21 protein-coding genes are annotated in these 22037 nt (G+C 72.6%); 9 read left to right on the forward strand and 12 right to left on the reverse strand.

Going from position 1 to position 22037, the window contains the following annotated elements; genetic code table 11:
- Nucleotides 1-56: 56 nt before the first annotated feature.
- Together ACF09C_RS34580 and ACF09C_RS34585 are read right to left on the reverse strand one after the other, a co-directional pair.
- Nucleotides 57-2249, reverse strand: a complete 2193-nt coding sequence (locus tag ACF09C_RS34580; protein WP_392097265.1) for an MMPL family transporter — start codon at nucleotides 2247-2249, stop codon at nucleotides 57-59.
- 118 nt (nucleotides 2250-2367) lie between these two features.
- A complete protein-coding gene (locus ACF09C_RS34585; protein ID WP_392097266.1) occupies nucleotides 2368-2940 on the reverse strand; it encodes a TetR/AcrR family transcriptional regulator in 573 nt (190 codons plus the stop codon).
- Between the two features lie 184 nt (nucleotides 2941-3124).
- Between ACF09C_RS34585 and ACF09C_RS34590 the strand changes: the two genes are divergently transcribed.
- Complete coding sequence (locus ACF09C_RS34590; protein ID WP_392097267.1) at nucleotides 3125-6403, forward strand: S41 family peptidase; 3279 nt, start codon at nucleotides 3125-3127, stop codon at nucleotides 6401-6403.
- Here the strand turns inward: ACF09C_RS34590 and ACF09C_RS34595 are convergent.
- The 5 genes from ACF09C_RS34595 to ACF09C_RS34615 form a co-directional block, all read right to left on the reverse strand.
- Nucleotides 6352-6906: a GNAT family N-acetyltransferase gene (locus tag ACF09C_RS34595; protein ID WP_392097268.1), complete on the reverse strand. Its 555-nt coding sequence runs from the start codon at nucleotides 6904-6906 to the stop codon at nucleotides 6352-6354. The two genes, ACF09C_RS34590 and ACF09C_RS34595, sit on opposite strands and share 52 nt — an antisense overlap.
- A 132-nt stretch (nucleotides 6907-7038) precedes the next feature.
- Nucleotides 7039-7224, reverse strand: a complete 186-nt coding sequence (locus ACF09C_RS34600; protein WP_362422823.1) for a hypothetical protein — start codon at nucleotides 7222-7224, stop codon at nucleotides 7039-7041.
- A 94-nt stretch (nucleotides 7225-7318) separates the two neighbouring features.
- A complete protein-coding gene (locus ACF09C_RS34605) occupies nucleotides 7319-8200 on the reverse strand; it encodes an SDR family oxidoreductase (protein WP_392097270.1) in 882 nt (293 codons plus the stop codon).
- Nucleotides 8197-9132, reverse strand: a complete 936-nt coding sequence (locus ACF09C_RS34610) for an alpha/beta fold hydrolase (protein ID WP_392097272.1) — start codon at nucleotides 9130-9132, stop codon at nucleotides 8197-8199. The genes ACF09C_RS34605 and ACF09C_RS34610 overlap by 4 nt, the downstream gene beginning before the upstream one ends.
- Nucleotides 9129-10661 (reverse strand): flavin-containing monooxygenase, encoded by a 1533-nt coding sequence (locus ACF09C_RS34615; protein ID WP_392097274.1) that lies wholly within the window; start codon nucleotides 10659-10661, stop codon nucleotides 9129-9131. Before ACF09C_RS34615 ends, ACF09C_RS34610 begins: the two co-directional genes overlap by 4 nt.
- 205 nt (nucleotides 10662-10866) lie before the next feature.
- Between ACF09C_RS34615 and ACF09C_RS34620 the strand changes: the two genes are divergently transcribed.
- The 6 genes from ACF09C_RS34620 to ACF09C_RS34645 all read left to right on the forward strand — a co-directional run bounded on the left by ACF09C_RS34620 (nucleotide 10867) and on the right by ACF09C_RS34645 (nucleotide 16300).
- Nucleotides 10867-11484, forward strand: coding sequence for a MerR family transcriptional regulator (locus tag ACF09C_RS34620; RefSeq protein WP_392097352.1), 618 nt, complete (start codon nucleotides 10867-10869; stop codon nucleotides 11482-11484).
- A gap of 87 nt (nucleotides 11485-11571) precedes the next feature.
- A complete protein-coding gene (locus ACF09C_RS34625) occupies nucleotides 11572-12165 on the forward strand; it encodes a hypothetical protein (RefSeq protein WP_392097276.1) in 594 nt (197 codons plus the stop codon).
- A 6-nt stretch (nucleotides 12166-12171) separates the two neighbouring features.
- A complete protein-coding gene (locus ACF09C_RS34630; RefSeq protein ID WP_392097278.1) occupies nucleotides 12172-13575 on the forward strand; it encodes a peptidoglycan-binding protein in 1404 nt (467 codons plus the stop codon).
- The gene (locus ACF09C_RS34635; RefSeq protein WP_392097279.1) at nucleotides 13572-14279 is read left to right on the forward strand and encodes an ABC transporter ATP-binding protein; all 708 of its coding nucleotides are present in this window, start codon (nucleotides 13572-13574) and stop codon (nucleotides 14277-14279) included. The genes ACF09C_RS34630 and ACF09C_RS34635 overlap by 4 nt, the downstream gene beginning before the upstream one ends.
- Nucleotides 14276-15547, forward strand: coding sequence for an ABC transporter permease (locus tag ACF09C_RS34640; RefSeq protein ID WP_392097281.1), 1272 nt, complete (start codon nucleotides 14276-14278; stop codon nucleotides 15545-15547). The genes ACF09C_RS34635 and ACF09C_RS34640 overlap by 4 nt, the downstream gene beginning before the upstream one ends.
- 390 nt (nucleotides 15548-15937) lie before the next feature.
- The gene (locus ACF09C_RS34645; protein WP_392097282.1) at nucleotides 15938-16300 is read left to right on the forward strand and encodes a hypothetical protein; all 363 of its coding nucleotides are present in this window, start codon (nucleotides 15938-15940) and stop codon (nucleotides 16298-16300) included.
- Between the two features lie 86 nt (nucleotides 16301-16386).
- On the opposite strand, the gene ACF09C_RS34650 is transcribed toward ACF09C_RS34645, so the two are convergent.
- The 3 genes from ACF09C_RS34650 to ACF09C_RS34660 form a co-directional block, all read right to left on the reverse strand.
- The gene (locus tag ACF09C_RS34650) at nucleotides 16387-18039 is read right to left on the reverse strand and encodes a sensor histidine kinase (protein ID WP_392097284.1); all 1653 of its coding nucleotides are present in this window, start codon (nucleotides 18037-18039) and stop codon (nucleotides 16387-16389) included.
- Entirely contained in the window at nucleotides 18036-18815 is a 780-nt protein-coding gene (locus tag ACF09C_RS34655) for a response regulator transcription factor (RefSeq protein ID WP_392097285.1), read from the reverse strand. Before ACF09C_RS34655 ends, ACF09C_RS34650 begins: the two co-directional genes overlap by 4 nt.
- Nucleotides 18816-18916: 101 nt before the next feature.
- Nucleotides 18917-19714, reverse strand: coding sequence for an exodeoxyribonuclease III (locus ACF09C_RS34660; RefSeq protein ID WP_392097287.1), 798 nt, complete (start codon nucleotides 19712-19714; stop codon nucleotides 18917-18919).
- Between the two features lie 50 nt (nucleotides 19715-19764).
- On the opposite strand from ACF09C_RS34660, the gene ACF09C_RS34665 reads away from it, so the two are divergent.
- Both ACF09C_RS34665 and ACF09C_RS34670 read left to right on the forward strand, forming a co-directional pair.
- The gene (locus ACF09C_RS34665) at nucleotides 19765-20247 is read left to right on the forward strand and encodes a GNAT family N-acetyltransferase (protein ID WP_392097289.1); all 483 of its coding nucleotides are present in this window, start codon (nucleotides 19765-19767) and stop codon (nucleotides 20245-20247) included.
- A 123-nt stretch (nucleotides 20248-20370) separates the two neighbouring features.
- Nucleotides 20371-20691, forward strand: a complete 321-nt coding sequence (locus ACF09C_RS34670) for a hypothetical protein (RefSeq protein ID WP_392097291.1) — start codon at nucleotides 20371-20373, stop codon at nucleotides 20689-20691.
- 7 nt (nucleotides 20692-20698) lie between these two features.
- Here ACF09C_RS34670 and ACF09C_RS34675 read toward each other — a convergent pair whose 3' ends face one another.
- Together ACF09C_RS34675 and ACF09C_RS34680 are read right to left on the reverse strand one after the other, a co-directional pair.
- Nucleotides 20699-21394 carry a DUF4232 domain-containing protein gene (locus tag ACF09C_RS34675; RefSeq protein ID WP_392097293.1) on the reverse strand — a complete coding sequence of 232 codons (696 nt, stop codon included), beginning with the start codon at nucleotides 21392-21394 and terminating at the stop codon, nucleotides 20699-20701.
- Between the two features lie 236 nt (nucleotides 21395-21630).
- On the reverse strand, nucleotides 21631-22017 hold the full coding sequence (locus ACF09C_RS34680; RefSeq protein WP_392097295.1) for a hypothetical protein: 387 nt from the start codon (nucleotides 22015-22017) through the stop codon (nucleotides 21631-21633).
- Nucleotides 22018-22037: the final 20 nt, after the last annotated feature.

The following is a 22037-nucleotide window of genomic DNA, read 5'->3' on the forward strand; positions in this document are numbered from 1 at the left end:
GGGTCCGGGGCGTACCGCGCCGCTCACGCGGTCGCCCCGGAGTTCTCAGGAGCGGGTCAGACCTTCACCAGCTCACGGTCCTGGCCGTCGAGTGGCCCGTCCGCGTCCTTCTCCGTCTCCGTGGCCAGGCCCTCGCCCTCCACGTCCACGTTCGGCAGCGCCCGGTCCAGCCACTTCGGCAGCCACCACGCCTTGTGGCCGAGCAGTGCGAGCACCGCCGGGACGATAGCCATGCGGACCACGAAGGCGTCGAAGAGGACGGCCACCGCGAGACCGAAGCCGATCATCTTGATCATCTGGTCGGTCATGCCGATGAAGCCGGAGAAGACCGCGATCATGATCACGGCGGCGGCGGTGACCACCCGGGCGCTGTGCCGGAAGCCGGTCACGATCGCCTCGCCGGGGCGCTCCCCGTGGACGTACGCCTCGCGCATCCGGGTGACGAGGAAGACCTCGTAGTCCATGGCCAGACCGAAGACGACACCCACCATGAAGATCGGCATCATCGACATGATCGGGCCGGTCTGCTCGACGCCGAACAGCGAGCCGAGCCAGCCCCACTGGAAGACCGCGACGACCGCGCCGAGGGCGGCGACCACCGAGAGCAGGAAGCCGAGGGCCGCCTTCAGCGGGACCAGGATCGAGCGGAACACCACCATCAGGAGCAGGAAGGCGAGCCCGACCACCAGCGCCAGGTACGGCACGAGCGCGTCGTTCATCTTCTGCGAGAAGTCGATGTTCATCGCCGTCTGACCGCTGACCAGGACGTTGTCGCCGGTCGCGCCGCGGATGTCGTGGACCAGCTCCTCGGTCGCCACCGAGGACGGGCGGTCCTTCGGGATCACGGTGATCATCGCGGTGTCGCCGGCCTTGTTCGGCATCGGCGGCATGACCGCGGCGGCGCCGTCCAGGCCCTTGATCGTCTCCATGGTGGCGTCGGCGGCGGCCTTGTCGCCGTCGACGACGACCATCAGCGGGCCGTTGAAGCCGGGGCCGAAGCCGTCCGACAGCATGTCGTACGCGCGCCGCTCGGTGGCGGAGACGGGCTTGGCGCCGTCGTCCGGCAGACCCATCTCCAGGGAGGCGGCCGGCAGTGCGATCGCGCCGAGGCCGAGGACACCGACGAGCAGGACCATGACCGGGCGGCGGATGACGAACCGGGCCCAGCGGGTACCCATGTTGGGCTTCTCGCCCTTGTCGCCCGCCTTCTTCAGGCCCTCGCCCGCCCTGCGGTCCTTGCGGCCGAGCACCCTGGCGCCCGCGAAGCCGAGCAGGGCCGGGATCAGGGTCAGCGCGATCAGGACCGCGATCACGACCGTACCGGCCGCGGCGAAGCCCATCTTCGTCAGCATCGGGATGTTGACCACGGCCAGGCCCACCAGGGCGATGACGACGGTCAGACCGGCGAAGACGACGGCCGAACCGGCCGTGCCGACCGCGCGGCCCGCGGCCTCCTCGCGCTCCCGGCCCTCGGCCAGCTCCGCGCGGTAGCGGGAGACGATGAAGAGGGCGTAGTCGATGCCGACCGCGAGGCCGATCATCATCGCGAGGGTGGAGGTGGTGGAGCCGAGGTCGAGGACGTTCGCGAGCGCCGTGATCGTGGAGACGCCGATGCCGACGCCGATGATCGCGGTCAGCAGCGGGAGTCCGGCGGCGACGAGCGAGCCGAAGGTGATGACGAGGACGATGCCGGCGATGACCACGCCGACGATCTCGCCCGCGCCGGTCTCGGGCATGGTCTGGAGGGCGTCACCGCCGATCTCGACGGTCAGCCCCTTCCCCTGCGCGTCGTGCCCGGTCTTCTGCAGGGCCTCGCGCGTCGCGTCGCTCAGCTCCATGCCGGAGACCTTGTAGCTGACGGAGACGTAGGCGGTCGAACCGTCCTTGGAGACCGCCTGCGCGGTGTACGGGTCGGTGACCGAGGCCACCTCGTCGGAGCCGGCCTTCAGCTCGGCGACGACGTCCTGGACCTTGGCCTTGTTGGCCGGGTCGGTCATCTTCTGGCCCTCGGGGGCCTTGAAGACGACCCGGGCGGTGCCCCCGTCGGCGTTGCCGCCGGGGTAGCGCTGCTCGAGGAGGTCGAAGGCCTTCTGGGCCTCCGTGCCGGGGATCGAGAAGGACGAGGAGGTCGCGGCGGGCGCGGTGGCCGCGCCGACCCCGGCGACGGCGAGGAGCGCCACCCAGAGGAGGGCGACGAGCCGTCGGCGCCGGAAGGCGGAGCGACCCAGCTTGTAGAGGAACGTGGCCACGGGGGCGTACTCCCATTTCGTGGTGGGACAGGGCATGGGGAGCCGGCCCGACGGCGTGAGCGGTTCGACGTCAGGTGGTGCGGATGGTGCGGGTGATGCGAGTGGTGCTGCGGGGAGGTCAGACGCCGAGTGAGGGGAGCACCACGGCGTTGACGTAGTCGATGATGAAGGCGTGGTCGATCGGCTGATCGTCGATCAGCGGACGGGCGACGAACGCCCCGATGATCATGTGCGGGACGTACTTCAGCGCCGGGTTGTCGGCGCTGATCTCACCCCGCGCCACCGCTCGGTCCAGGGTTTCGCGCAGGCTGTTCATCTCGGGTTCGATGAGCAGTTCGCGCAGCGCCTGGTGCAGATCGGGGTTGGTGTGGACCGCATGGGCGAGACCCCGCATCAGCGCGGTGTCCTTCTCCATCTGGCAGTCGTCGGTCAGCTCCATCATGGCCTGGAAGTCGCCACGCAAGGTGCCCGTGTCGATCTCGGTGAGCTGGATGGGCTTGTTGTGGCGCATGGCCTTGGCGACCAGCTCCGGCTTGCTCCCCCACTGGCGGTAGAGGGTGGCCTTGCTGGAGTGGGTGCGGGCGGCGACGGCGTCCATGGTGAGGGCGTCGTAACCGACCTCGCGCAGGAGCTCCAGCACGGCTCCGTACAGCTCCGACTCACGCTCTGGTGTGAGCCTGCTGCGAGCCATGACCGGCCTCCCATTCGAACGAAACGGTTTCGTACAGTTCGAAGATACCCTCCCCGCCAGCGAAACGAAACCGTTTCGTACGTGTCCTGGGCCACAGGGCCACGGCGCCACGGGCGTCCGAACGTCCCCCGCCCACACACCCGTACGAGTTGCCGCACCCCCTCCCCGCGGAAAGCATGAGGAGGTGAGTGAAGACGCCGCGTACCTCCGCTTCCCGCACCTCCACGACGATCTGCTGTGCTTCGCGGCCGAGGACGACCTCTGGGTCGCGCCCCTCGTGCCCGAGGGCCACCACCCCGGCCGGGCCTGGCGGGTGACCGTCGACCGGACCCGGGTCGGCCACCCCCGCTTCTCGCCCGACGGCCGCCACATCGCGTACACGACCTGGCGCAGCCTCGATCCCGAGATCCATCTCGCGCCGGTCGAGGGCGGCCCCTCGCGACGGCTCACCTACTGGGGCTCCACCGACACCCGGGTCTGCTCCTGGTCACCGGAGGGCGACATCCTCGCGGTCTCCTCGCACGGCCAGCCGTTCTCGTACTACTCCTGGGCCTACACCGTCCCCACCGACGGCTCCCCCGGCGGCCGGATGCCCTGGGGGCCCGTGTCGGACATCGCGGTGGCCGACCTGGCGGGCGAGCGCCGCACGCTCCTGCTCACCGGGAAGCCCCCGCACGAGCCGGCCTCCTGGAAGCGCTACCGCGGCGGCGCCACCGGGCGGCTCTGGCTGCACGGGGACCAGCTGGTGCCGGACATCGGCGGCCATCTCGACGCCCCGATGTTCGTGGCCGGCCGGATCGCGTTCCTCTCCGACCACGAGGGCGTCGGCAACCTCTACTCCTGTCTGCCCGACGGCACCGACCTGCGCCGCCACACCGACCACGACGCCTTCTACGCCCGGCACGCCTCCAGCGACGGGCGGCGCGTGGTCTACCAGTGCGCGGGCGACCTGTGGATCGTCGACGACCTGACCGTCCCCGACGCCGTGCCGCGCAAGCTGGAGGTACGGCTCGGGGGCCCGCGCGCCGGACGGCGGCGGTACCAGGTCCCGGCGGCCAACCACGTGGACGCGCTCTCGGTCGACGACACCGGGCGGGCCAGCGCGGTCTCGGTGCGCGGCAGCCTGTACTGGCTCACCCACCGCGACGGCCCGGCCCGCACGATCACCGACACACCGGGGGTACGGGTCCGGCTGCCGGAGATGCTGGGCAGCGGCGGCCAGGTCGCGTACGTCACCGACGCCGAGGGCGAGGACGCCATCGAGGTCGCGTATCTGCCGCGCGCCAGCGGCGACCGCGAGCCACGCCGGCTCGCGAGCGGCGAACTGGGCCGGGTCGAGGAGATGATCGCCGACCCGGACGGCGAACGGCTCGCCATCGCCTCCAACGACGGCCGGCTGCTTCTCATCGACGCGACCGAGGACTCCGACGGGGAGGCGACCGAGCTGATCCGGTCCGTCAACGGGCCGGTCCGCGATCTGGCGTTCTCCCCCGACGGGACCTGGCTGACCTGGGCGCACCCGGGCATCGGCCGCTCGCTGCGGCAGATCAAGATGGCCCGGATCGGAGGGCCGGGACCCAGAACCATCGTCGACGTCACCAACGGCCGCTTCGAGGACGAGAACCCGGTCTTCACCCGCGACGGCCGCTACCTCGCCTTCCTCTCCTGGCGCGGCTTCGACCCGGTGTACGACGTGCACACCGGCGACCTGTCCTTCCCGCTCGGCTGCCGCCCCTATCTCGTGCCGCTCTCCTCCGCGACCCCGTCCCCCTTCGCACTGCTGCCCGACGGGCGCCCCGCGGCGGGCGGCATGGACCCGGCGGAGACGGAGCCCGAGGGCGGTGCGGTCGCCGCGGAGGGCATGACGATCGTGGAGGTGGAGGGGCTCGCGGACCGGGTCACCCCGTTCCCGGTGTCCGCCTCCAAGTACTCGGCGCTGCACCCGGTGAGCGGCGGCGGGCTCGTCTGGCTGCGCTGGCCGATCTCCGGTGCGCTCGGCGAGACCTTCGCCAACCCGGCCGACATGACGGGCCGGCCGACCCTGGAGTACTTCAACATCACCAAGGCCCGCAAGACCGAACTGGTCCAGCACCTCGACTGGTTCGCGGTCAGCGGCGACGGCTCGCGGCTCGTCGTCGCCGACGAGGGCGAGCTGCGGGCGGTGCCGTCGACGGAGTCCGGGGACGGCGACTCGACCGTCTACATCGACCTGCGGCGGATCATGCACGAGGTCGACCCCGAGGCGGAGTGGCGCGACGCCTACGAGGAGGCGGGCCGGATCGTCGCCTCGTACTTCTGGGACCCGAACATGTGCGGCGTGGACTGGCCGGCCGTCCTCGACCAGTACCGGCCGCTCGTCGAACGGGTCGCGTCCCCCGACGACTTCGCCGATCTGCTGCGCGAGGTCATGGGCGAGCTGGGCACCTCGCACGCGTATGTGACACCCGCGCGACGCAACGAGGGACCCCCGCACTACCAGCGGGCGATGGGGCTGCTCGGCGCCAACCTCGTGCACCGGGAGGGCGGTTGGATGGTCAAGCGGATCCTGCCCGGCGACTCCTCCGACTCCAAGGCCCGCTCGCCGCTCGCGGGCACCGGCATCCGGGAGGGCGCGGTCCTCACCCATGTGGACGGCCGCCCGGTGGACCCGGTGACCGGCCCGTATCCGCTGCTGGCCGCCTCGGGCGGCACGACGGTCGAGCTGACCTTCCAGCCGGCGGAGGGCCAGGGGCGCGCCCGCCGGGTGGCGATCGTGCCGCTGGTCGACGAGCGGCCGCTGCGCTACCAGGACTGGGTGGCCAAACGGCGGGCGGTGGTACGGGAGATCAGCGGCGGCAAGTGCGGGTATCTGCACATCCCCGACATGGGCGGCTCCGGCTGGGCCCAGTTCAACCGGGACCTGCGGATGGAGGTCTCCCGGCCGGCCCTCATCGTGGACGTGCGCGGCAACGCCGGCGGGCACATCAGCGAACTGGTCGTGGAGAAGCTGACCCGCAAGATCCTTGGCTGGGACCTGACGAGGAACGCCCAGCCGGTCAGTTACGCCTCGAACGCCCCGCGCGGCCCGGTCGTCGCCCTCGCCGACGAGGCGACCTCCTCCGACGGTGACATGATCACGGCCGCCTTCAAACTCCTCGGTCTCGGCCCGGTCGTGGGCCAGCGGACCTGGGGCGGGGTGGTCGGCATGACCGGCCGCCACCGGCTCGGCGACGGCACGCAGATCACGGTGCCGATGAACGCGGCCTGGTTCCCGGAGTACGGCTGGTCCGTCGAGAACCAGGGCGTGGACCCGGACCTGGCGATCCTGCGCACCCCGCTGGACTGGGCCGAGGGCCGGCACGCCCAGCTGGACGACGCGGTCGAGGTGGCGCTCTCGCTCCTCGCGGAGACCCCGGCGGCGGCCCCGCCGGGCTACGACGACGTGCCGGACCGCTCCCGGCCGAAGCTGCCGCCGAGGTCGTGATCCCGGCCGGCGCCGGCGAGGTCTGCGAGGTCCAACTCGTAGGCGACTCCGGGCTTCCCGTCGAGGGTGACGCTGCCGACGGCGCCGAAGCCGAGGCGGGTGAGGACAGAGCGGGAGGCGGTGTTGTCGACGGTCGTGACGGCGCTCAGCCGGCTCAGGCCGTACTCCTCGACGGCGAGCCGGCACAGCTCCCGTACGCCGGACGAGGCCACCCCGCGGCGGGTGGCCTTCTCGGCGACCCGGTACCCGAGGTCGGCACCGCCGTCGGCCAGGTCGACGAGGTTGAACCGGCCGAGGACCTCGCCCCCGTCCCCCACCAGCACGTGCATCCGGACCGTGCCGGCCTCCTGCTCGTCGAGCAGCGCCCGGTGCCGGTCACCGAACTCCTCGAAGTACGCGTCCCCGCGGTCGGGCACATGGGCGGCGAAGTACGCCCGGTTCTCCGTCTCGAAGGAGAGGAGCGCGGGCGCGTGGTCGGCACGGAGCAGCTGCAGTTCGGGCATGATCCGCACGCTACGCGGACGGCGGACGCGTAGCGTGTGATGTACGACACCCCCGGTACGCGCGCGAAAGGCGCACCCGGCGTCCCGGGTGCGCCTTCCGGGAGGACCTGAGCGGTCCTCGTCGGACAGACGTCAGGCGTCGTAGTCCTGGTCGAAGCGGTCCTGGGCCTCCTGCTGGGCCCGGCGCTGCTCCTCGTCGGAGGGGCGCTTGGCCTGGGAGGCTCGCTCGGACGCCTCGTCCCGCGCGTTGCCCATACGCTGCTTCGCCTGCTCGGCGGCCTGCTTCGCCTTGTCCTGGAACTGGTCCTTCATGCCCATGAAAGTTCACTCCTAGACGGGTGTGAGGGGATCGGGGCGTCTCGCCCCTGGGCCTCGACCAGCGTGGCACGGCGGAACATTCCGCGCATTTCGATCAGGCACTCTCCGTACGCGCCGCCTCGTCGGCCGCCCCTCCGGCGCCCACGAGGCCCTTGGAGACCCCGGCCAGTCGCGGCTCGAAGCGCTTCATCTCGCGCTGGCCGACCGTGGCGATGATCCCCGGCAGATAGCCGCGCGTCGCCTGCATCCCGCGCAGCCACCACTGGGCGTAGACATGTGCGGAGCGCCGCTCGATGCCGGCCACGATCCGGTCCACGGCCGGGCCCAGCGGGTACGTGCGGTTCGACGGCCAGGGCAGCCGCTGCCGCAGCTCCTTCATCACGTCGTCCTGGTCCGCGCCCCGCACCATGTCCGTGTCGGTCCAGGAGAGGTAGCCCACGCCGACCCTCACGCCCTTGTAGCCGACCTCGGCGCGCAGGCTGTGCGCGAAGGCCTCGACGCCCGACTTGGAGGCGCAGTAGGCCGTCATCATCGGCGCCGGGGTCATCGCGGCGAGCGAGGCGATCTGCAGGAAGTAGCCGCGCGACTCCATCAGGACCGGCAGGAACGCGCGTCCCGTCACGGCCCCGCCGATCAGGTTCACCTCGATGACCCGCCGCCAGGCGGCCGGGTCGGAGTCCACGAACGGGCCGCCCGCCGCGACGCCCGCGTTGGCCACGACGATGTCGACCTTCCCGAAGCGCTCCTTGACCTCGGCGGCCACCCGGGCCATCGCCTCGTGGTCGGTGACGTCGGCGTGCCACCAGTCCGCCTCGGTGTGCAGCCGGCCCGCGACCTGCTTGAGTTCGTCCGGCTCCAGGCCGACGAGCGCGAGCTTCGCGCCGCGCGCCGAGAGCTTGCGGGCGAGGAGTTCGCCGACCCCGCGGGCCGCCCCGGTGACGACCGCGACCTGGCCCTCCAGGCTGACCCTGCTCATGCCACTTCCTCCTTCTTCTGCTGCTGCTCCACGGGCAGGTACGTCGTGACGAGTGCGCGGATCCGCGCGGTCACCGCCTCCGGCGCCTCCACCGGCGTCATGTGACCCATACCCGCCAGCTCCTCCAGGCCCACGCACCGGGGCAGCGCCGCCGCCAGGCCCCGCGAGTGGACGGGCGGGGTGAGCCGGTCGGCCGTGCCCGCGATCACGGCCACGGGCAGCTCCAGCTCCCGTACGCCCGCCTCCAGATCCAGCTCCGCGAGGACGTGGGACCAGGCCACCCGGGCGCGGCGCGGGCAGGCGTGCACGATCCGGGCGCAGGCGTCGACCCGCTCGGGCGCCGAACCGGGGCCCATCGTGGCGTACTTGAGGATCTTCCGGGACACCGCGTTGACCGGCCCGAGCGGCGCCCGCGCGCCGAGGATCGCCTTCGTGAGCCGGGTCCGTACGCCGCCCGCCGACAGCGGCAGCACGAGGGACTCGGCCACGAGCCGGGACGGTCCCGTGGAGCAGAGCAGGGCCGCGGCGGCGTGCTCGCGGAAGGCGGGGCGGGTGGCGGCCGCCATCAGCGTCATGCCGCCCATGGAGTGCCCGGCCAGGACCGCGCGCTCGCCCGGGGCGAGGGTCGCGGCGAGCACCGCCTCCAGGTCGTCGGCGAGCGCCCGGGTCGAGTAGCCGGCCGGGCCCGCGGGGGCGGGGGTGAGGCCGTGGCCGCGCTGGTCGTAGGCGATGACCCGGTGGTCGCGGGCGAGGTCGCGGATCTGCTCGGACCAGAAGGCGATCGAGCAGGTCCAGCCGTGGGCCAGGACCACGGCCGGGGCGCCCTCGGGCCCGTACACCTCGACGTGGACGCGGGCGCCGTCGGCGGAGACGGCGATGACCTCCTGCGGGTGCGGGAGCGATCCCGTACGGGGTCCGAAGAGCCGGCTCACTTGACCGTCTCCTTCTTCCGGGGCGTACGGCCCGGCCGCTTCGGCCGCTCCTCCGCGGCCGCCGGCCTCAACACCTCGTACTCGGCGAGGTCCACCCGTCGTGTCTCGCGCCGGAACTCACTCGTCGTGCCCGGCCAGAGCGTGGTGTTGCGGCCGTCGGCGTCGAGGTACCAGCTGTCGCAGCCGCCCGACTTCCACACGGTCCGCTCCATCCGGTCCTGCACCCGGCGGTTCCAGGCGCCGACGGCGGAGGGCCGGGCGGCGAGGGCGGCGCGGCCTCCGAGGACGTCGAGCTGGCGGAGGTAGTCGGCCATGTAGTTCAGCTGGGACTCGATCATCAGGATCATGGAGGAGTTCCCGAGGCCCGTGTTGGGCCCGATGATCGTCATCCAGTTGGGGAAGCCGTCGACGGTCGCGCCGCGCAGCGACTGGACCCCGCCCTTCCACGCCTCGGAGAGCGCGACGCCGTCCGCGCCCACCACCCGGTCGGCGATCGGCATGTCGGTGACGTGGAAGCCCGTGCCGAAGACGATCGCGTCGACCTCGGTCTCCGTCCCGTCGGCGGCCACGACGGTCGAGCCGCGCACCTCGCGAAGGCCGGAGGCGACGACGTCGACATTCGGCTGGGCGAGCGCCGGGTAGTAGGCGTTGGAGAGCAGGATCCGCTTGCAGCCGATGCGGTACGAGGGGGTCAGCTTGGCCCGCAGCGCCGGGTCCTTGATCGACTTGGCCATGTTGGCCTTGGCGAGGGACTCGACGAGCCCCAGCTCGCCGGGTCGCTTGGTGAAGGCGCTCACCTGGAGTTCACGGATGCCCCAGAGCAGGCCCCGGCGCGCGGTGCCGGTGAACGGGAGCGTGCGGTGGAGCCAGCGCTCGGCGCCCGTGATGGCGCGGTCCATCCGGGGCATCACCCACGGGGGCGTGCGCTGGAAGAGGGTGAGCCGGCCGACCAGCGGCTGAATCGCGGGCACGATCTGGATCGCGGAGGCGCCGGTGCCGACCATGGCGACGCGCTTGCCGGTCAGGTCGTAGTCGTGGTCCCAGCGCGCCGAGTGGAAGACCTTGCCGGGGAAGTCGGCGAGCCCCGGGATGTCGGGGACCTTCGGGTCCGAGAGCGGGCCGGTCGCCGAGACGATGACGTCGGCGGTGAAGGAGCCCTGGCTGGTCTCGATCTCCCAGCGCAGCTCGTCGCCGTCCCAGCGCATCAGGGTCACCTCGTGGTTCAGCCGCAGGTGCGGGCGGAGCCGGAAGGTGTCGGTGACGTGCTCCAGATAGGCGCGGATGTGGCGCTGCCCCGAGAAGGTGCGGGGCCAGTCCGGGTTGGGCGCGAAGGAGAAGGAGTACAGGTGCGACGGGACGTCGCAGGCGCAGCCCGGGTAGCTGTTGTCGCGCCAGGTGCCGCCGACGGAGTCGGCCCGCTCCAGGACGACGAAGTCGGTGATCCCCTCGCGGCGCAGCCGGACGGCCGCCCCGAGTCCGCCGAACCCCGATCCGATCACCGCCACTCGTACGTGCTCGTGCTTCGCCATGCCGCCTCCCATGCGCCCGGCCCTGCTCATTGCGCCAGCAATCACTGGCACAATCGGGACTGTAGAGCAGCGGCATACCGAGCGGTAGGGGTCCGGCAAGGGAAAGTTACCGGCGGTACAACATAGGCTGGCGGGCGTGGCAGAACGATCGGAAGACGTGAAGGCGGACGGGAAGGCGGGCGTGACAGGCGTACGCGAGTACCGCATGGACGAGCTCGCCGCCGAGGCCGGCATCACCGTGCGCACCCTGCGCTTCTACCGCGAGCGCGGACTGATCGCACCGCCCCGCCGCGAGGGCCGGATCGCCTGGTACGACGAGCACCACCTGGCCAAGCTCCGCACGATCGCCGCCCTCCTCGAACGGGGCCACACCCTCAACGGCATCGCCGACCTCAACACCGCCTTCGAGAGCGGCAAGGACGTCAGCGAGGTCCTCGGCCTCGGCGAACCGACCGAGGAGGAGCCGGTCCGGCTCACCCCGCAGGAACTCGCCGACTACTTCGCGGGCGAGGTCACCCCCGAGAACCTGCTGGCCGCCCTCGACCTCGGCTACCTCGCCACCGACGGCGACGCCATCGTCCACATCAGCCGCCGGCTGCTCGACGTCTCCGCCGCCCTGGTGAAGGAGGGCGTCCCGCTCGCGGCCGTCCTGGAGGCGGGGCGGGCGGTGCGCGAGCACGCGGACGCGCTGGCCGGGCTCTTCACCGAACTCCTGCGCACCCACGCGGAGGAGAAGGACATCCAGCGGCTGCGCCCGCTCGCGAAGAGCGTGGTCGAGGCGGAACTCTCGATGGCCCTCGACCGGCGGCTGCGCGAGCCCTGAGCCCCACCTGAGGGTGCCGGCTCACCCTCATGATCGCGTGACAGGTTCTTCAAAGGTTCTTCATCACCTCCGCCCTACGGTCGCCCCATGAGGACGACCAACCGCGTACTGATGGCCGCCGCCGCGTCGGCCATGACCCTGGCACTCGCCGGATGCGGCAGCGACGACGGCGGCTCGAAGGTCCCGACGGCCGGGGGCTCCACCACCGCCGCCGCATCGGGAGGTTCGGGCGGCGCCGGCGGTGACGGCAGCGGCGGTGGCGAGCTCGCCGCGTACATCGACGGCAAGCGCGCCTTCGTGAAGTGCCTGCGGGAGAACGGCTTCGACGCCCCCGACCCCGACGCCAAGGGCCAGATCGACCTCGGCGACAACGCCGCACTGAAGAAGGACCCGACGTATCTGCGGGCCTCGCAGAAGTGCGCCTCGCTCAACCCGCCCGTACCCGAGAGCGTGGAGAAGAGCCTCGCGCCGAAGCTCTCGCCCGAGCAGATCAAGGTCCGGCGCGAGTACGCGGAGTGCATGCAGAAGAACGGCGCGCCCGACTTCCCCGAACCCGGAGCCGACGGCAACGTCTACGGCGACGCCCAGTGGGACCAGACCTCGGCCGGCGCCAAGCGTGCCACGCGCACCTGCGCGCCGATCATCGGCGACCCCGTCGACACGGGCACGGGCAAGGGCTGACCGGACATGACGGGCACGGAGACGTACGGCACGGGCCCGCAGGCCACGGGGCCGGACGGCACGAAGTCGTACGCCGCGGAGTCTTACGCCACGGAGGAGACCGAACCGGTCGCCGAGGCGCCCGCGCCGACGCGGCGGCGCCGCGCGCGGACCCTGCTCGTGGCCTCGGGGTTCGTGGTGGTGACGGCGGTCGCCATAGGAGGCGCGCTCGGCCTCGGTGGCGGCGGCCCGGAGAACCCGGCGGCGCCCCCGCGCACGGACTCCACGGTCGCGGTCACCCGGGCCACCCTCGTCGAACGGACCAAGGTGGACGGCCAGTTGGGATACGGGGCCGAGATACCGCTGCCGGTCAAGGCGACCGGCACCGTCACCTGGCTCCCCGAGCCGGGCGCGCGCGCCGAGCGCGGGGACGCGCTGCTGCGGGTGGACGACCGGCCCGTGGTGCTGCTGTACGGAACCCTGCCGATGTACCGCGAACTCGGGCTCGGGCGCGCGGAGAACGAGAACGTCCGGCCCTCCGGGGCACCGACGCCGGGGGGCGCCGGTGCTTCGGAAGGGCCGGACTCGGGGACGACGGGGAACTCGGGCACCCCCGGAAGCTCGGGAACGACCGGGAACTCCGGGGCCCCCGGGAAGGGGTCGGCGGCACCCACGTCGCCGCCGGCCGGGCCCCCGCCGGCCGCCGTCCCGATGCGCGGCATGGACGTCCTGCAGTTCGAGTCGAACCTGGCCGCGCTCGGCTACAAGGGCTTCACGGTGGACGAGAAGTACACCTCCGGCACCGTCGACGCGGTCAAGCGCTGGCAGAAGTCCCTGGGGCTCCCCCAGACCGGCCGGATCGGTGTCGGTGACGTCGTCTACGGCTCGGGGACGGTCAGGATCGGCCACGCGGGCGTCCGCCTGGGCGCGGCGGTCTCCGAGAACGCCCTGACGTACACGGGCACGAGCCGGAAGGTCGTCGTGGACGCCTCGGCCCTGGAGGCGACCTGGGCCGTACGGGACACCGAGGTCACCGTGCACCTGCCCGACGGACGCCCGGTCGGAGGCAAGGTGACGTCCGTCGGGAACCGCGCGACCGCGCCCGAGGGGGGTGGCGGAGCGGACGGCGGCACCTCGGGCGGCTCGGGCGGGGCGGCCGCGACCGTTCCGGTGACGATCACGATCGCGGACCAGCGGGCGATCGGGCGGCTGGAGAGCGGCCCCGTCACGGTCGAGTACGTGGGGCGCGAGCGCAAGGACGTCCTGACCGTCCCGGTCGCCGCGCTCGTCGCCCTCGCCGAGGGCGGGCACGGCCTGGAGACCTCTGAAGGCACGTTCGTCGCGGTGAAGACCGGTCTCTTCGCCGACGGCCGGGTCGAAGTGAGCGGCGCGGCGGTCCGCGAGGGCCTGAAGGTGAGGGTCCCGCAGTGACGGATTCTCCCGCTTCCGCGGCGCCGGTCGTGGAGTTCGAAGCGGTCTCGAAGACGTACCCCGGGGGTGTCGCGGCCGTACGGGACGTGAGCCTGCGGGTCGGCCGGGGCGAACTGGTCGCGATCGTCGGCCCGTCGGGCTCGGGCAAGTCCAGCATGCTGAACCTGATGGGCAGCCTGGACCGGCCCTCGGCCGGCCGGGTCCTGGTCGACGGTCACGACGTGGCGGCGCTGACCGACCGCGAGGTCTCGGCGCTGCGGGCCACCCGGATCGGCTTCGTCTTCCAGCAGTTCCACCTGGCGGTCGGCGTACCGGTCCTGGACTCGGTCGCCGACGGGCTGCTCTACGCCGGAGCGCCACTGCGCCGCCGACGGGACCGCGCGGCGGCCGCCCTGGACCGGGTCGGTCTCAGCCACCGCGTCCACCACCTGCCCCACCAGCTCTCCGGCGGCGAACGCCAGCGGGTGGCGGTGGCCCGCGCGGTCGTCGGCGAACCGGCGGTCCTGCTCGCGGACGAGCCGACCGGCAACCTGGACTCCGCGTCGGGCGCCGCGGTCCTCGGCCTGCTCCGCGAACTCCACGCGTCCGGCACGACGGTCGTGATCATCACCCACGACCGCGACATCGCCGCCGCGCTGCCCCGCCGCATCGAGATGCGCGACGGACACGTCGTCGCGGACACAGCGGCGGAGGCCGTCCGATGACGCACGAAGGCGGACGGGGCGCCCGGTACGAGCAAGGCGGGCCGACCGGCCCGGACAGGCGGCCGACCGCCCCCGACAGCAGACCCCTGCGCGCCGCGCGCCTGCGCCCCGCCGACATCGTGCGGCTCGGCGGCACCGGGCTGCGCACCCGCCCGCTCCGGGTGTTCCTGTCCGCGCTCGGCATCGCGATCGGCGTCGCCGCCATGATCGCCGTCGTCGGGATCTCCGGCTCGGGCCGGGCCGAGGTGGACCGCAGGCTCGACGCGCTCGGGACCAACCTGCTGCGGGTCGCCCCGGGCAACACCCTCGACGGCGGCAGGGCCGAACTCCCCGCCGAGTCCGTGACGATGATCGACCGCATCCCGCCCGTGCGCCAGGTCGCAGCCACCGGCGCGACCGAGGCCCACGTCTACCGCAACGAACGGATCGCCGTCGGCCGTACCGGCTCGCTCGACGTGCTCGCCGCGGGCCGCGAGCTGCTGCCCGCCGTGGGCGGCCGGCTCCACCGCGGACGCTGGCTGGACGCGGCCACCGAGACGTACCCGGCCGTCGTACTCGGCTCCACCGCCGCCCAGCGGCTGGACGTGTACACCCCCGGCACCCGGGTCTGGCTCGGTGGCCGCTGGTTCTCGCTGGTCGGCGTACTCGATCCGGTGCCCCTCGCCCCGGAGCTGGACAACGCGGCGCTCGTCGGCTGGCCGGCGGCCCGGACGTACCTCCGCTTCGGCGGACATCCGTCGACCGTGTACGTACGGACCGAGGACAGCCAGGTCTCGGCCGTACGGTCCGTGCTCGCCGCCACCGCCTTCCCCGAGAAGCCCGGCGAGGTGCAGATCTCCCGCCCGTCCGACGCCCTCGCGGCCCGCGAGGCCACCGAGTCCGCCCTCACCGGGCTGCTCCTCGGCCTCGGCGGGGTCGCCCTGCTCGTCGGCGGGGTCGGGGTCGGCAACACCATGGTCATCTCGGTCCTGGAGCGTCGCCCGGAGATCGGCCTGCGCCGGGCCCTGGGCGCCACCCGGGGCCAGATCCGCACCCAGTTCGTGACGGAGTCGCTGCTCCTGTCCGTGATCGGCGGCCTTGGCGGCACCGTGCTCGGCACACTGATCACCGCCGTGTACGCGACCTCCCGCGGCTGGCCGACGGTCGTCCCCGTCTGGGCGAGCGCGGCGGGGGTGGCGTCCACGCTCCTGATCGGGGTGATCGCCGGCCTCTACCCGGCGGTCCGGGCGAGCCGACTGTCCCCGACGGAGGCGCTGGCGGGCACCTGAGCGACGGCCGAGCGCCGCCTGACGGACCGACAGAAAGTGGCCAACCTGCCGGACGGACCCCCGGGATCGGGCTGGCCGCTTTCCACCGACCCGGTACGGGAGCCTCCGGTGGGACCGGACGGCCGAGGCGCCGACGGGCCCCGCAGACAGGGCGCGCGGAATATCGCCGACCGGAATTCGGAGCCTCCTCGACGAACGCCCGCGCAACAGTCCGGAAATACTCACGAGCGCCGCGCGAATCCCCTTGTGCGCCACCGCACAAAAGCGGCCGAGGAGGCCGTCGGCCATTGAACTGCCCTACTCGGCGAGGCAATTCTTTCTCCGTACTCGAACGAACGAACAGGTCCCGCTCGGACGGAGCGGGAATTCCCCAGAGTTCAGGAGAGATTGATGCGTCTTCGGACGAAGCTCGCCGCGGTGGCCTTCGGTGCCGCCGTGGCCACCGGTGGACTTGTCCTGCCCACCACGGCCGTCGCGGCGCCCAGTGGCGCCGCCGCGTGCACCCAGCCCGGCTGGTCGAACAAGGACAACGCGGGGGGCGGCACGAACAGCAACGCCGTGAACATCCGCTCCGGCCCCACGACCGAGTGCGTGTCCCACGGCCAGGCGCAGATGAGCCACAGCCTCACCCTGCACTGTTGGGTGAGCGGCCAGGGCGGCACGTGGTCCCACATCCGGGACAACAGCACCGGCGTCTCGGGCTGGATCAAGGACAGTCTGCTCAACAACAACGGCGCCGCCAACCGGTGCTGACCTAGCGAGGCGGCCCCCGGGGACTCCCCCGGGGGCCGTTCCCCCAGCCGTCGGGCCAGGACCTCTCGTTCGGATCATGCCGGGCTCTAGGACGGCGCGGGCAGCACGATCGTGAAGACGGTGCCGACGCCCACCTCGCTCTCCACCTCGATGGCCCCGTGGTGGTCGGCCACGATCTGCCGGGCGATCGACAGACCGAGGCCGCTGCCCCCGGTCGCCCGCCCGCGCGCCGCGTCCGCCCGCCAGAAGCGGTCGAAGAGGCGGGGCAGCTGCTCCGCCGGGATCCCGGTGCCCGTGTCCCTGACCGCGATCCGGACCATCTCGTCCCGCTCGGCCAGTTCCAGCCGGATACCGCCCCCGGGAGCCGTATGCCGCACCGCGTTGCCGACCAGGTTGCTCAGCGCCTGGCGCAGCCGCCCCGGATCGCCGTACAGCGGCACTCGACCGGCCGCGTCGGCGGTCTCGCTGGTGAGCAGCACCCCGGCGGCCGAGGCCAGCGCGCTGTGCGCGGTACGGCAGGCCTCCACGAGCTCGCGCGCGTCCAGTTCGTGCCGGTGGTACGTGAGGGCTCCCGCCTCCGCGAGCGCGAGGTCCTGCAGGTCGTCGACGATCCGCTGCTGGAGGAGCACCTCCTCGTGGAGCGAGTCGAGCAGCTCGGGATCGGGCTCAAGGACCCCGTCGCGCAGCGCCTCCAGATAGCCCCGGAGGTTGGCCAGCGGGGTCCGCAGCTCGTGGGCGATGTCCCCGACGAGGCGCCGCTGGCGCTCCTCGCTCTCCTGGAGCGAGTCGGCCATGCGGTTGAAGGAGCGCCCGAGTTCGGCGATCTCGTCCCGGCCCGCGCCGGGGACGCGCCGCGCCAGGTCGCCCTCGCCGAGGCCCCGGGAGGCCGCGGTGAGCGCCCGTACCGGCCGCAGGACCGCCCGGCTCAGGAGCAGCGCGCAGACGACGGCCGCCCCCGCGACGCCCGCGGCGACGGCCGCGGTGGGGCCGACGGCGAGCGTCCGGCCCGCCCCGGTGTCGTCCAGGGCGCCGAGGTGGACGCTGAGGGGCTGCGGGGCGACGCTCGCGGTCCGCTCGTGGAACACCCGCTGCAGGCAGGCGGGGCGCGCCGCGTCTTGGACGACCTCGCAGGCGAGGACGGCGTCGAGGTCGCCGCCGGCGGCCCGGACCCGCTCCTGCTTGACGCAGGAGGCGCCCCGGCCGGTCTCCGCGCCCCGGGCCCCGGCGTCGGTGAAGACGGGAACGCCGGCGTCGCCGGGGCGGGCGGTGACGGTGTGCCCGGCGCGGGTCAGGCAGGCGGCGTAGGCCACGCCGTTCGCGTACGCGTCGATGGCGCTCGCGGTGACCTTGGCGACGGACGGGAAGTACTCCCAGCCGGGCAGGGCCAGCGTGGGCCGAGGGTCGACGAGGAGGGGCGGTGCGGTGCCGCCGGGGCGCGGTTCACGGCCGAGGACGGTGTCGGAGTCGGCGATCTGGCCCTGGTCGGCCGTACTGATCCGGATCCGCTGACCGGTGTCGAGGGCGAGGGTACGGACGACCCCGGCGACCCCGTCCCAGGTGCCGTGGGTCTGCCCGTACCGGAGCAGTTCGTCGGTGATCCGGGCGGTCACCCGGCGGTCGGCGGCGGCCGACTCGCGGAGCTGGCTGGTGGCCTGCCGCAGGGTCAGCCAGGCGGTCGCGGCGGTGGCGGCGACGGCGACGAGCAGCACGAGCCCGAGTACCCGCACACGGAAGCTCACGACTCGCTCCCGGCCGCTCCGTCGCCGTCGCGGTCGCTGTCGCTGTCGCTGTCGCTGTCGCTGTCGCTGTCGCTGTCGCTGTCGCTGTCGGCGAGCCGGTACCCGCGCCCGTACACGGTCTCCAGGTACCGCGGCCGGTTCGGTTCGTCCTCGACCTTGAGCCGCAGGTTGCGCATGTGCGCGTCGACGGTCCGCTCCAGGACGTCCCGGTCGAAGCCGAAGACGCGCTCGATGATCTGGGCCCGGGTGAAGACCCGGCCCGGTTCGCGGGCCAGGGTCTCCAGGATGGAGAACTCCTTCGAGGTCAGCGCCACGGGCCGGCCCGCCACGCGTACCTCGAACCGCGCGGTGTCCAGCTCGACGTCACCGACCCGGAGCAGGGCGTCCCCGGCGGCCGCCGCCGCGCCCCGCGCCGAGCGTCGGAGCAGGGCCCGTACCCGCGCGGTGAGTTCGCGGGGGCTGTAGGGCTTGGTGAGGTAGTCGTCGGCGCCGAGGTCGAGGCCGAGGAGCATGTCCTCCTCGGTGGAGCGGGCGGTGAGCAGCAGGATCGGTACGTCGGAGGCCTCGGCTCGCAGAATGCGGCACACGTCGAGGCCGTCGACGTACGGGAGCATCACGTCGAGCACGATCAGATCGGGCCGGCCGGCGCGGGCCTTCTCCAGCGCGCTGCGCCCGTCGGCCACGACCTGAACGGCGTGCCCCTCGCGTTCGAGATAGACACGAATGAGCCGTGACTGTTTCGCGTCGTCCTCGGCGACCAGAATGCGAGCGCTCAACGATTCCCCCCGGCACGGCTCCATGGAATTCCCGAGCACGCTAATACAGAAGGCCGGGCACTCACGGGGAGGTGTCCGAAAAGCACCGCAGAAATGCGCGCCTAGAGCTCGTAGACCGCGGTGACGGGCGCGTGGTCGCTCCAGCGCTCCGCGTGGGTGGCGGCCCGCTCGACGTAGGCCTTCACGGCCTTGGCGGCGAGTCCCGGGGTAGCGACCTGGTAGTCGATGCGCCAGCCGCTGTCGTTGTCGAAGGCGCGGCCGCGGTAGGACCACCAGGAGTAGGGCCCGTCCTGATCGGGGTGGAGCGCGCGCACGACGTCCACGTACGTCGCCTCGTCGAAGACCCGTCCGAGCCAGGCCCGCTCCTCGGGCAGGAAGCCGGCGTTCTTCTGGTTGGCCTTCCAGTTCTTGAGGTCGGCCTCGCGGTGGGCGATGTTCCAGTCGCCGCAGACGACGACCTCGCGGCCGTCGGCGGCGGCGCGCTCCTTGAGCTCCTTCAGGTACGGCAGGAACTCGTCCATGAAGCGGATCTTCTCGTCCTGGCGCTCGGTGCCGACCTCGCCGCTGGGCAGGTAGAGGCTGGCGACGGTGACGCCGGGAAGATCGGCCTCGATGTACCGCCCACTGGAGTCGAACTCGCTCGAACCGAAGCCGACGCGCACGGCGTCCGGCTCGCGCCGGGTGTAGAGGGAGACCCCGGCGCGCCCCTTGGCGGCGGCGGGCGCGTGCGCGGTGAACCAGCCCTCGGGGGCGCGCACCTCGGCGGGGAGCTGGGACTCCTCGGCACGGACTTCCTGCAGGCAGACGGCGTCGGCGGAGGTACCGGCGAGCCACTCCACGAAGCCCTTCCTGGCGGCGGCACGGAGACCATTGACATTGACGGACGTCACAGTGAGCATCCAAGGAGAGTACCGACCACCTGACCCCGCATACCCATACACTCGTCAACATGAACATACGCCCCACCACCTACGACCACCCCGACGCGGTGAAGCTCCAGGACGAGGTCATGCTGGAGTACATGGCCCGCTACGGCGGTGAGGGCGACGCCACCCCCCTCGACCCCGGGATGTTCGCGCCGCCGCACGGCCTCTACCTCCTCGCGTACGACGACGAGGGCCGCCCGGTCGCGTCCGGCGCCTGGCGCACCCAGGACACGAACGACCAGGGCTACGCCGACGGCGACGCCGAGCTCAAGCGCATGTACGTGATCCCCGAGGCCCGCGGCCTTGGCCTGGCCCGCCGCATCCTGGCGGCCCTGGAGGACGACGCCCGCGCGGCGGGCCGCACGCGCATGGTCCTGGAGACGGGCACGGCCCAGCCGGAGGCGATCGCCCTCTACACCTCCAGCGGCTACGAGCCCTGCGCGAAGTTCGGCCACTACCGCGACTACGACAACAGCCGCTGCTTCGCGAAGCCCCTGAAGCCCTGACGCCCTGACCGCCGGGGTGGGGCCGGGAATGCGGCATTCGGGTGGAGTAGGGCTGCCCCCGCAACCCCCCTGGGCCCGACCGCTGTCCCCTCCCTCAGTGGCAGGACAACCCAGGAGGCACGCATGACCGAGCTCCGTCCTTTTCCCACGGCCCCGACGTCGCTGTCGGACTTCGACCCGTACCGGTTCCCCGCCGCGTACCTCGCCGATCTCCCGGAGGAGCCGCCGGCGGCCCACGGCGCGCCGCTGCCCCCTCCCGCTCCGGCGGCACGCCTCTCCGTCCCGCTGGAGCCGACGGACCGCCGCCGCCTCGACCTGCACGCGGCCCTCACCACGGCCGGCATCGCGCCGCTGCCGGGTGACCTCGCCGCCATCGAGGCGCTGTGCAGGCTGGACGACGCCACACACCTCGCGCTCCAGCGCTGGATCACCCGGGCGCCCTGAGCCAGGCTCAGAACTCGTCGGCCCCGTTGCGCAGCTCCGGCGTCCAGTAGCCCGTCTTCGCGACCGCGTCGTTGACGGCGATGCCGCCGGCAGGCGCGGAGACGACCTTGCTGCCCTCGGCCGGCCCGTCGGCGGCGAACAGGTTGACGTTGAAGGAGGACACGACGCGGTTGTCCTCGTGGACACCACCACCGCTGATCCGCACGGCGGCGTAGGCCGGGGCGCCGGGGTTGAGGACGACGGCGGTGGCGGGCCGGCTCTTGGCCACGGACGGGACGTCCTTGGCGGTCTGGATGTCGCCGAACGCGATCAGCGGGTACTTGAGCAGCGTGCAGGAGCGGCCCGAGACGTTGGTGGCGGTCAGGGTGATGTGGGTGGTGGGCACCCCGTCCTGCTTGGCGGCGGTGATCTTCACGTCACGCACGGTGCAGGCGGGGACGGTGCGGGAGCCGGGCTTCTTGGTGGCCCGGGTCTGCGCGGCGGCGGTACGGGTACCGGCGGAGGCGGAGTCGGCCCCAGGGTCGGAGGCCGCGGCGGAGGCGGACGGGGTGACGGTCACGGACGGCGCGGCGGCCGGCGCGGCCGAGGCACCGGCCCCCGTCTGCGCCGCCGTACCCTTCTCACCCCCGCAAGCGGTGAGCGAGAGGGCGAGCGCCGCGGTGACGGCGGCGAGGACGGTGGTGCGGGTGCGGTAGGTACGCATGGGAACTCCCCGTTGAAGTACGGCGCGATGGCCGGGCTGTCGCCGCCCTGTCGAGCGGCCTCGGCAGGACTCTCCAGCCCCACCGGCCCCCACCACCAGCCCCACCGCCCCCTCCGGGAAACGGAAACGTTCCACCCCCGCTGACCTGCAGGAACACCGACATCCCGAACGCGGCCTGGAACAAGAAGGAGCGATCCGGATGCGCCGATCACCGCGTTCCCCTCCCGGGCCCGTCATCACTTCCGGCCGCGACGCAGGAACTCCAGAGCGGCGTCCTGGAGCTCCTTCTCGGGCCTGTCCGCCTGATAGTCCCGGGACTTGATGTAGGCGTAGAACTCCGCATCGGGCGCGACGCCGTGCTGCTCCAGGTAGTAGGCGTGGGCCAGCGTCCAGATCCAGGCCCGATCGGTCACCGTCGCGATGGGAACCACCCTTCCCTTCGACGCGTCGAGCTGATCCTGGGCAAACCCGGCCGCCCGCTCGATGACGACGCCGCCCTCCGACAGAAACGCGAGCAGGCGTTCGCGCTCCACAGGGTCGGCGATGCGCGGCCTGGATCCGTCGAAGTACGGCCCGGACTCCGGGTCGACACCGTCGAACAGCCGCGCACGCTTGAATTCCACCGCTTCTCTCCTCAGTTCTC

The sequence above is a fragment of the Streptomyces sp. NPDC014870 genome, assembly GCF_043081505.1.
Taxonomy (GTDB): Bacteria; Actinomycetota; Actinomycetes; order Streptomycetales; family Streptomycetaceae; genus Streptomyces.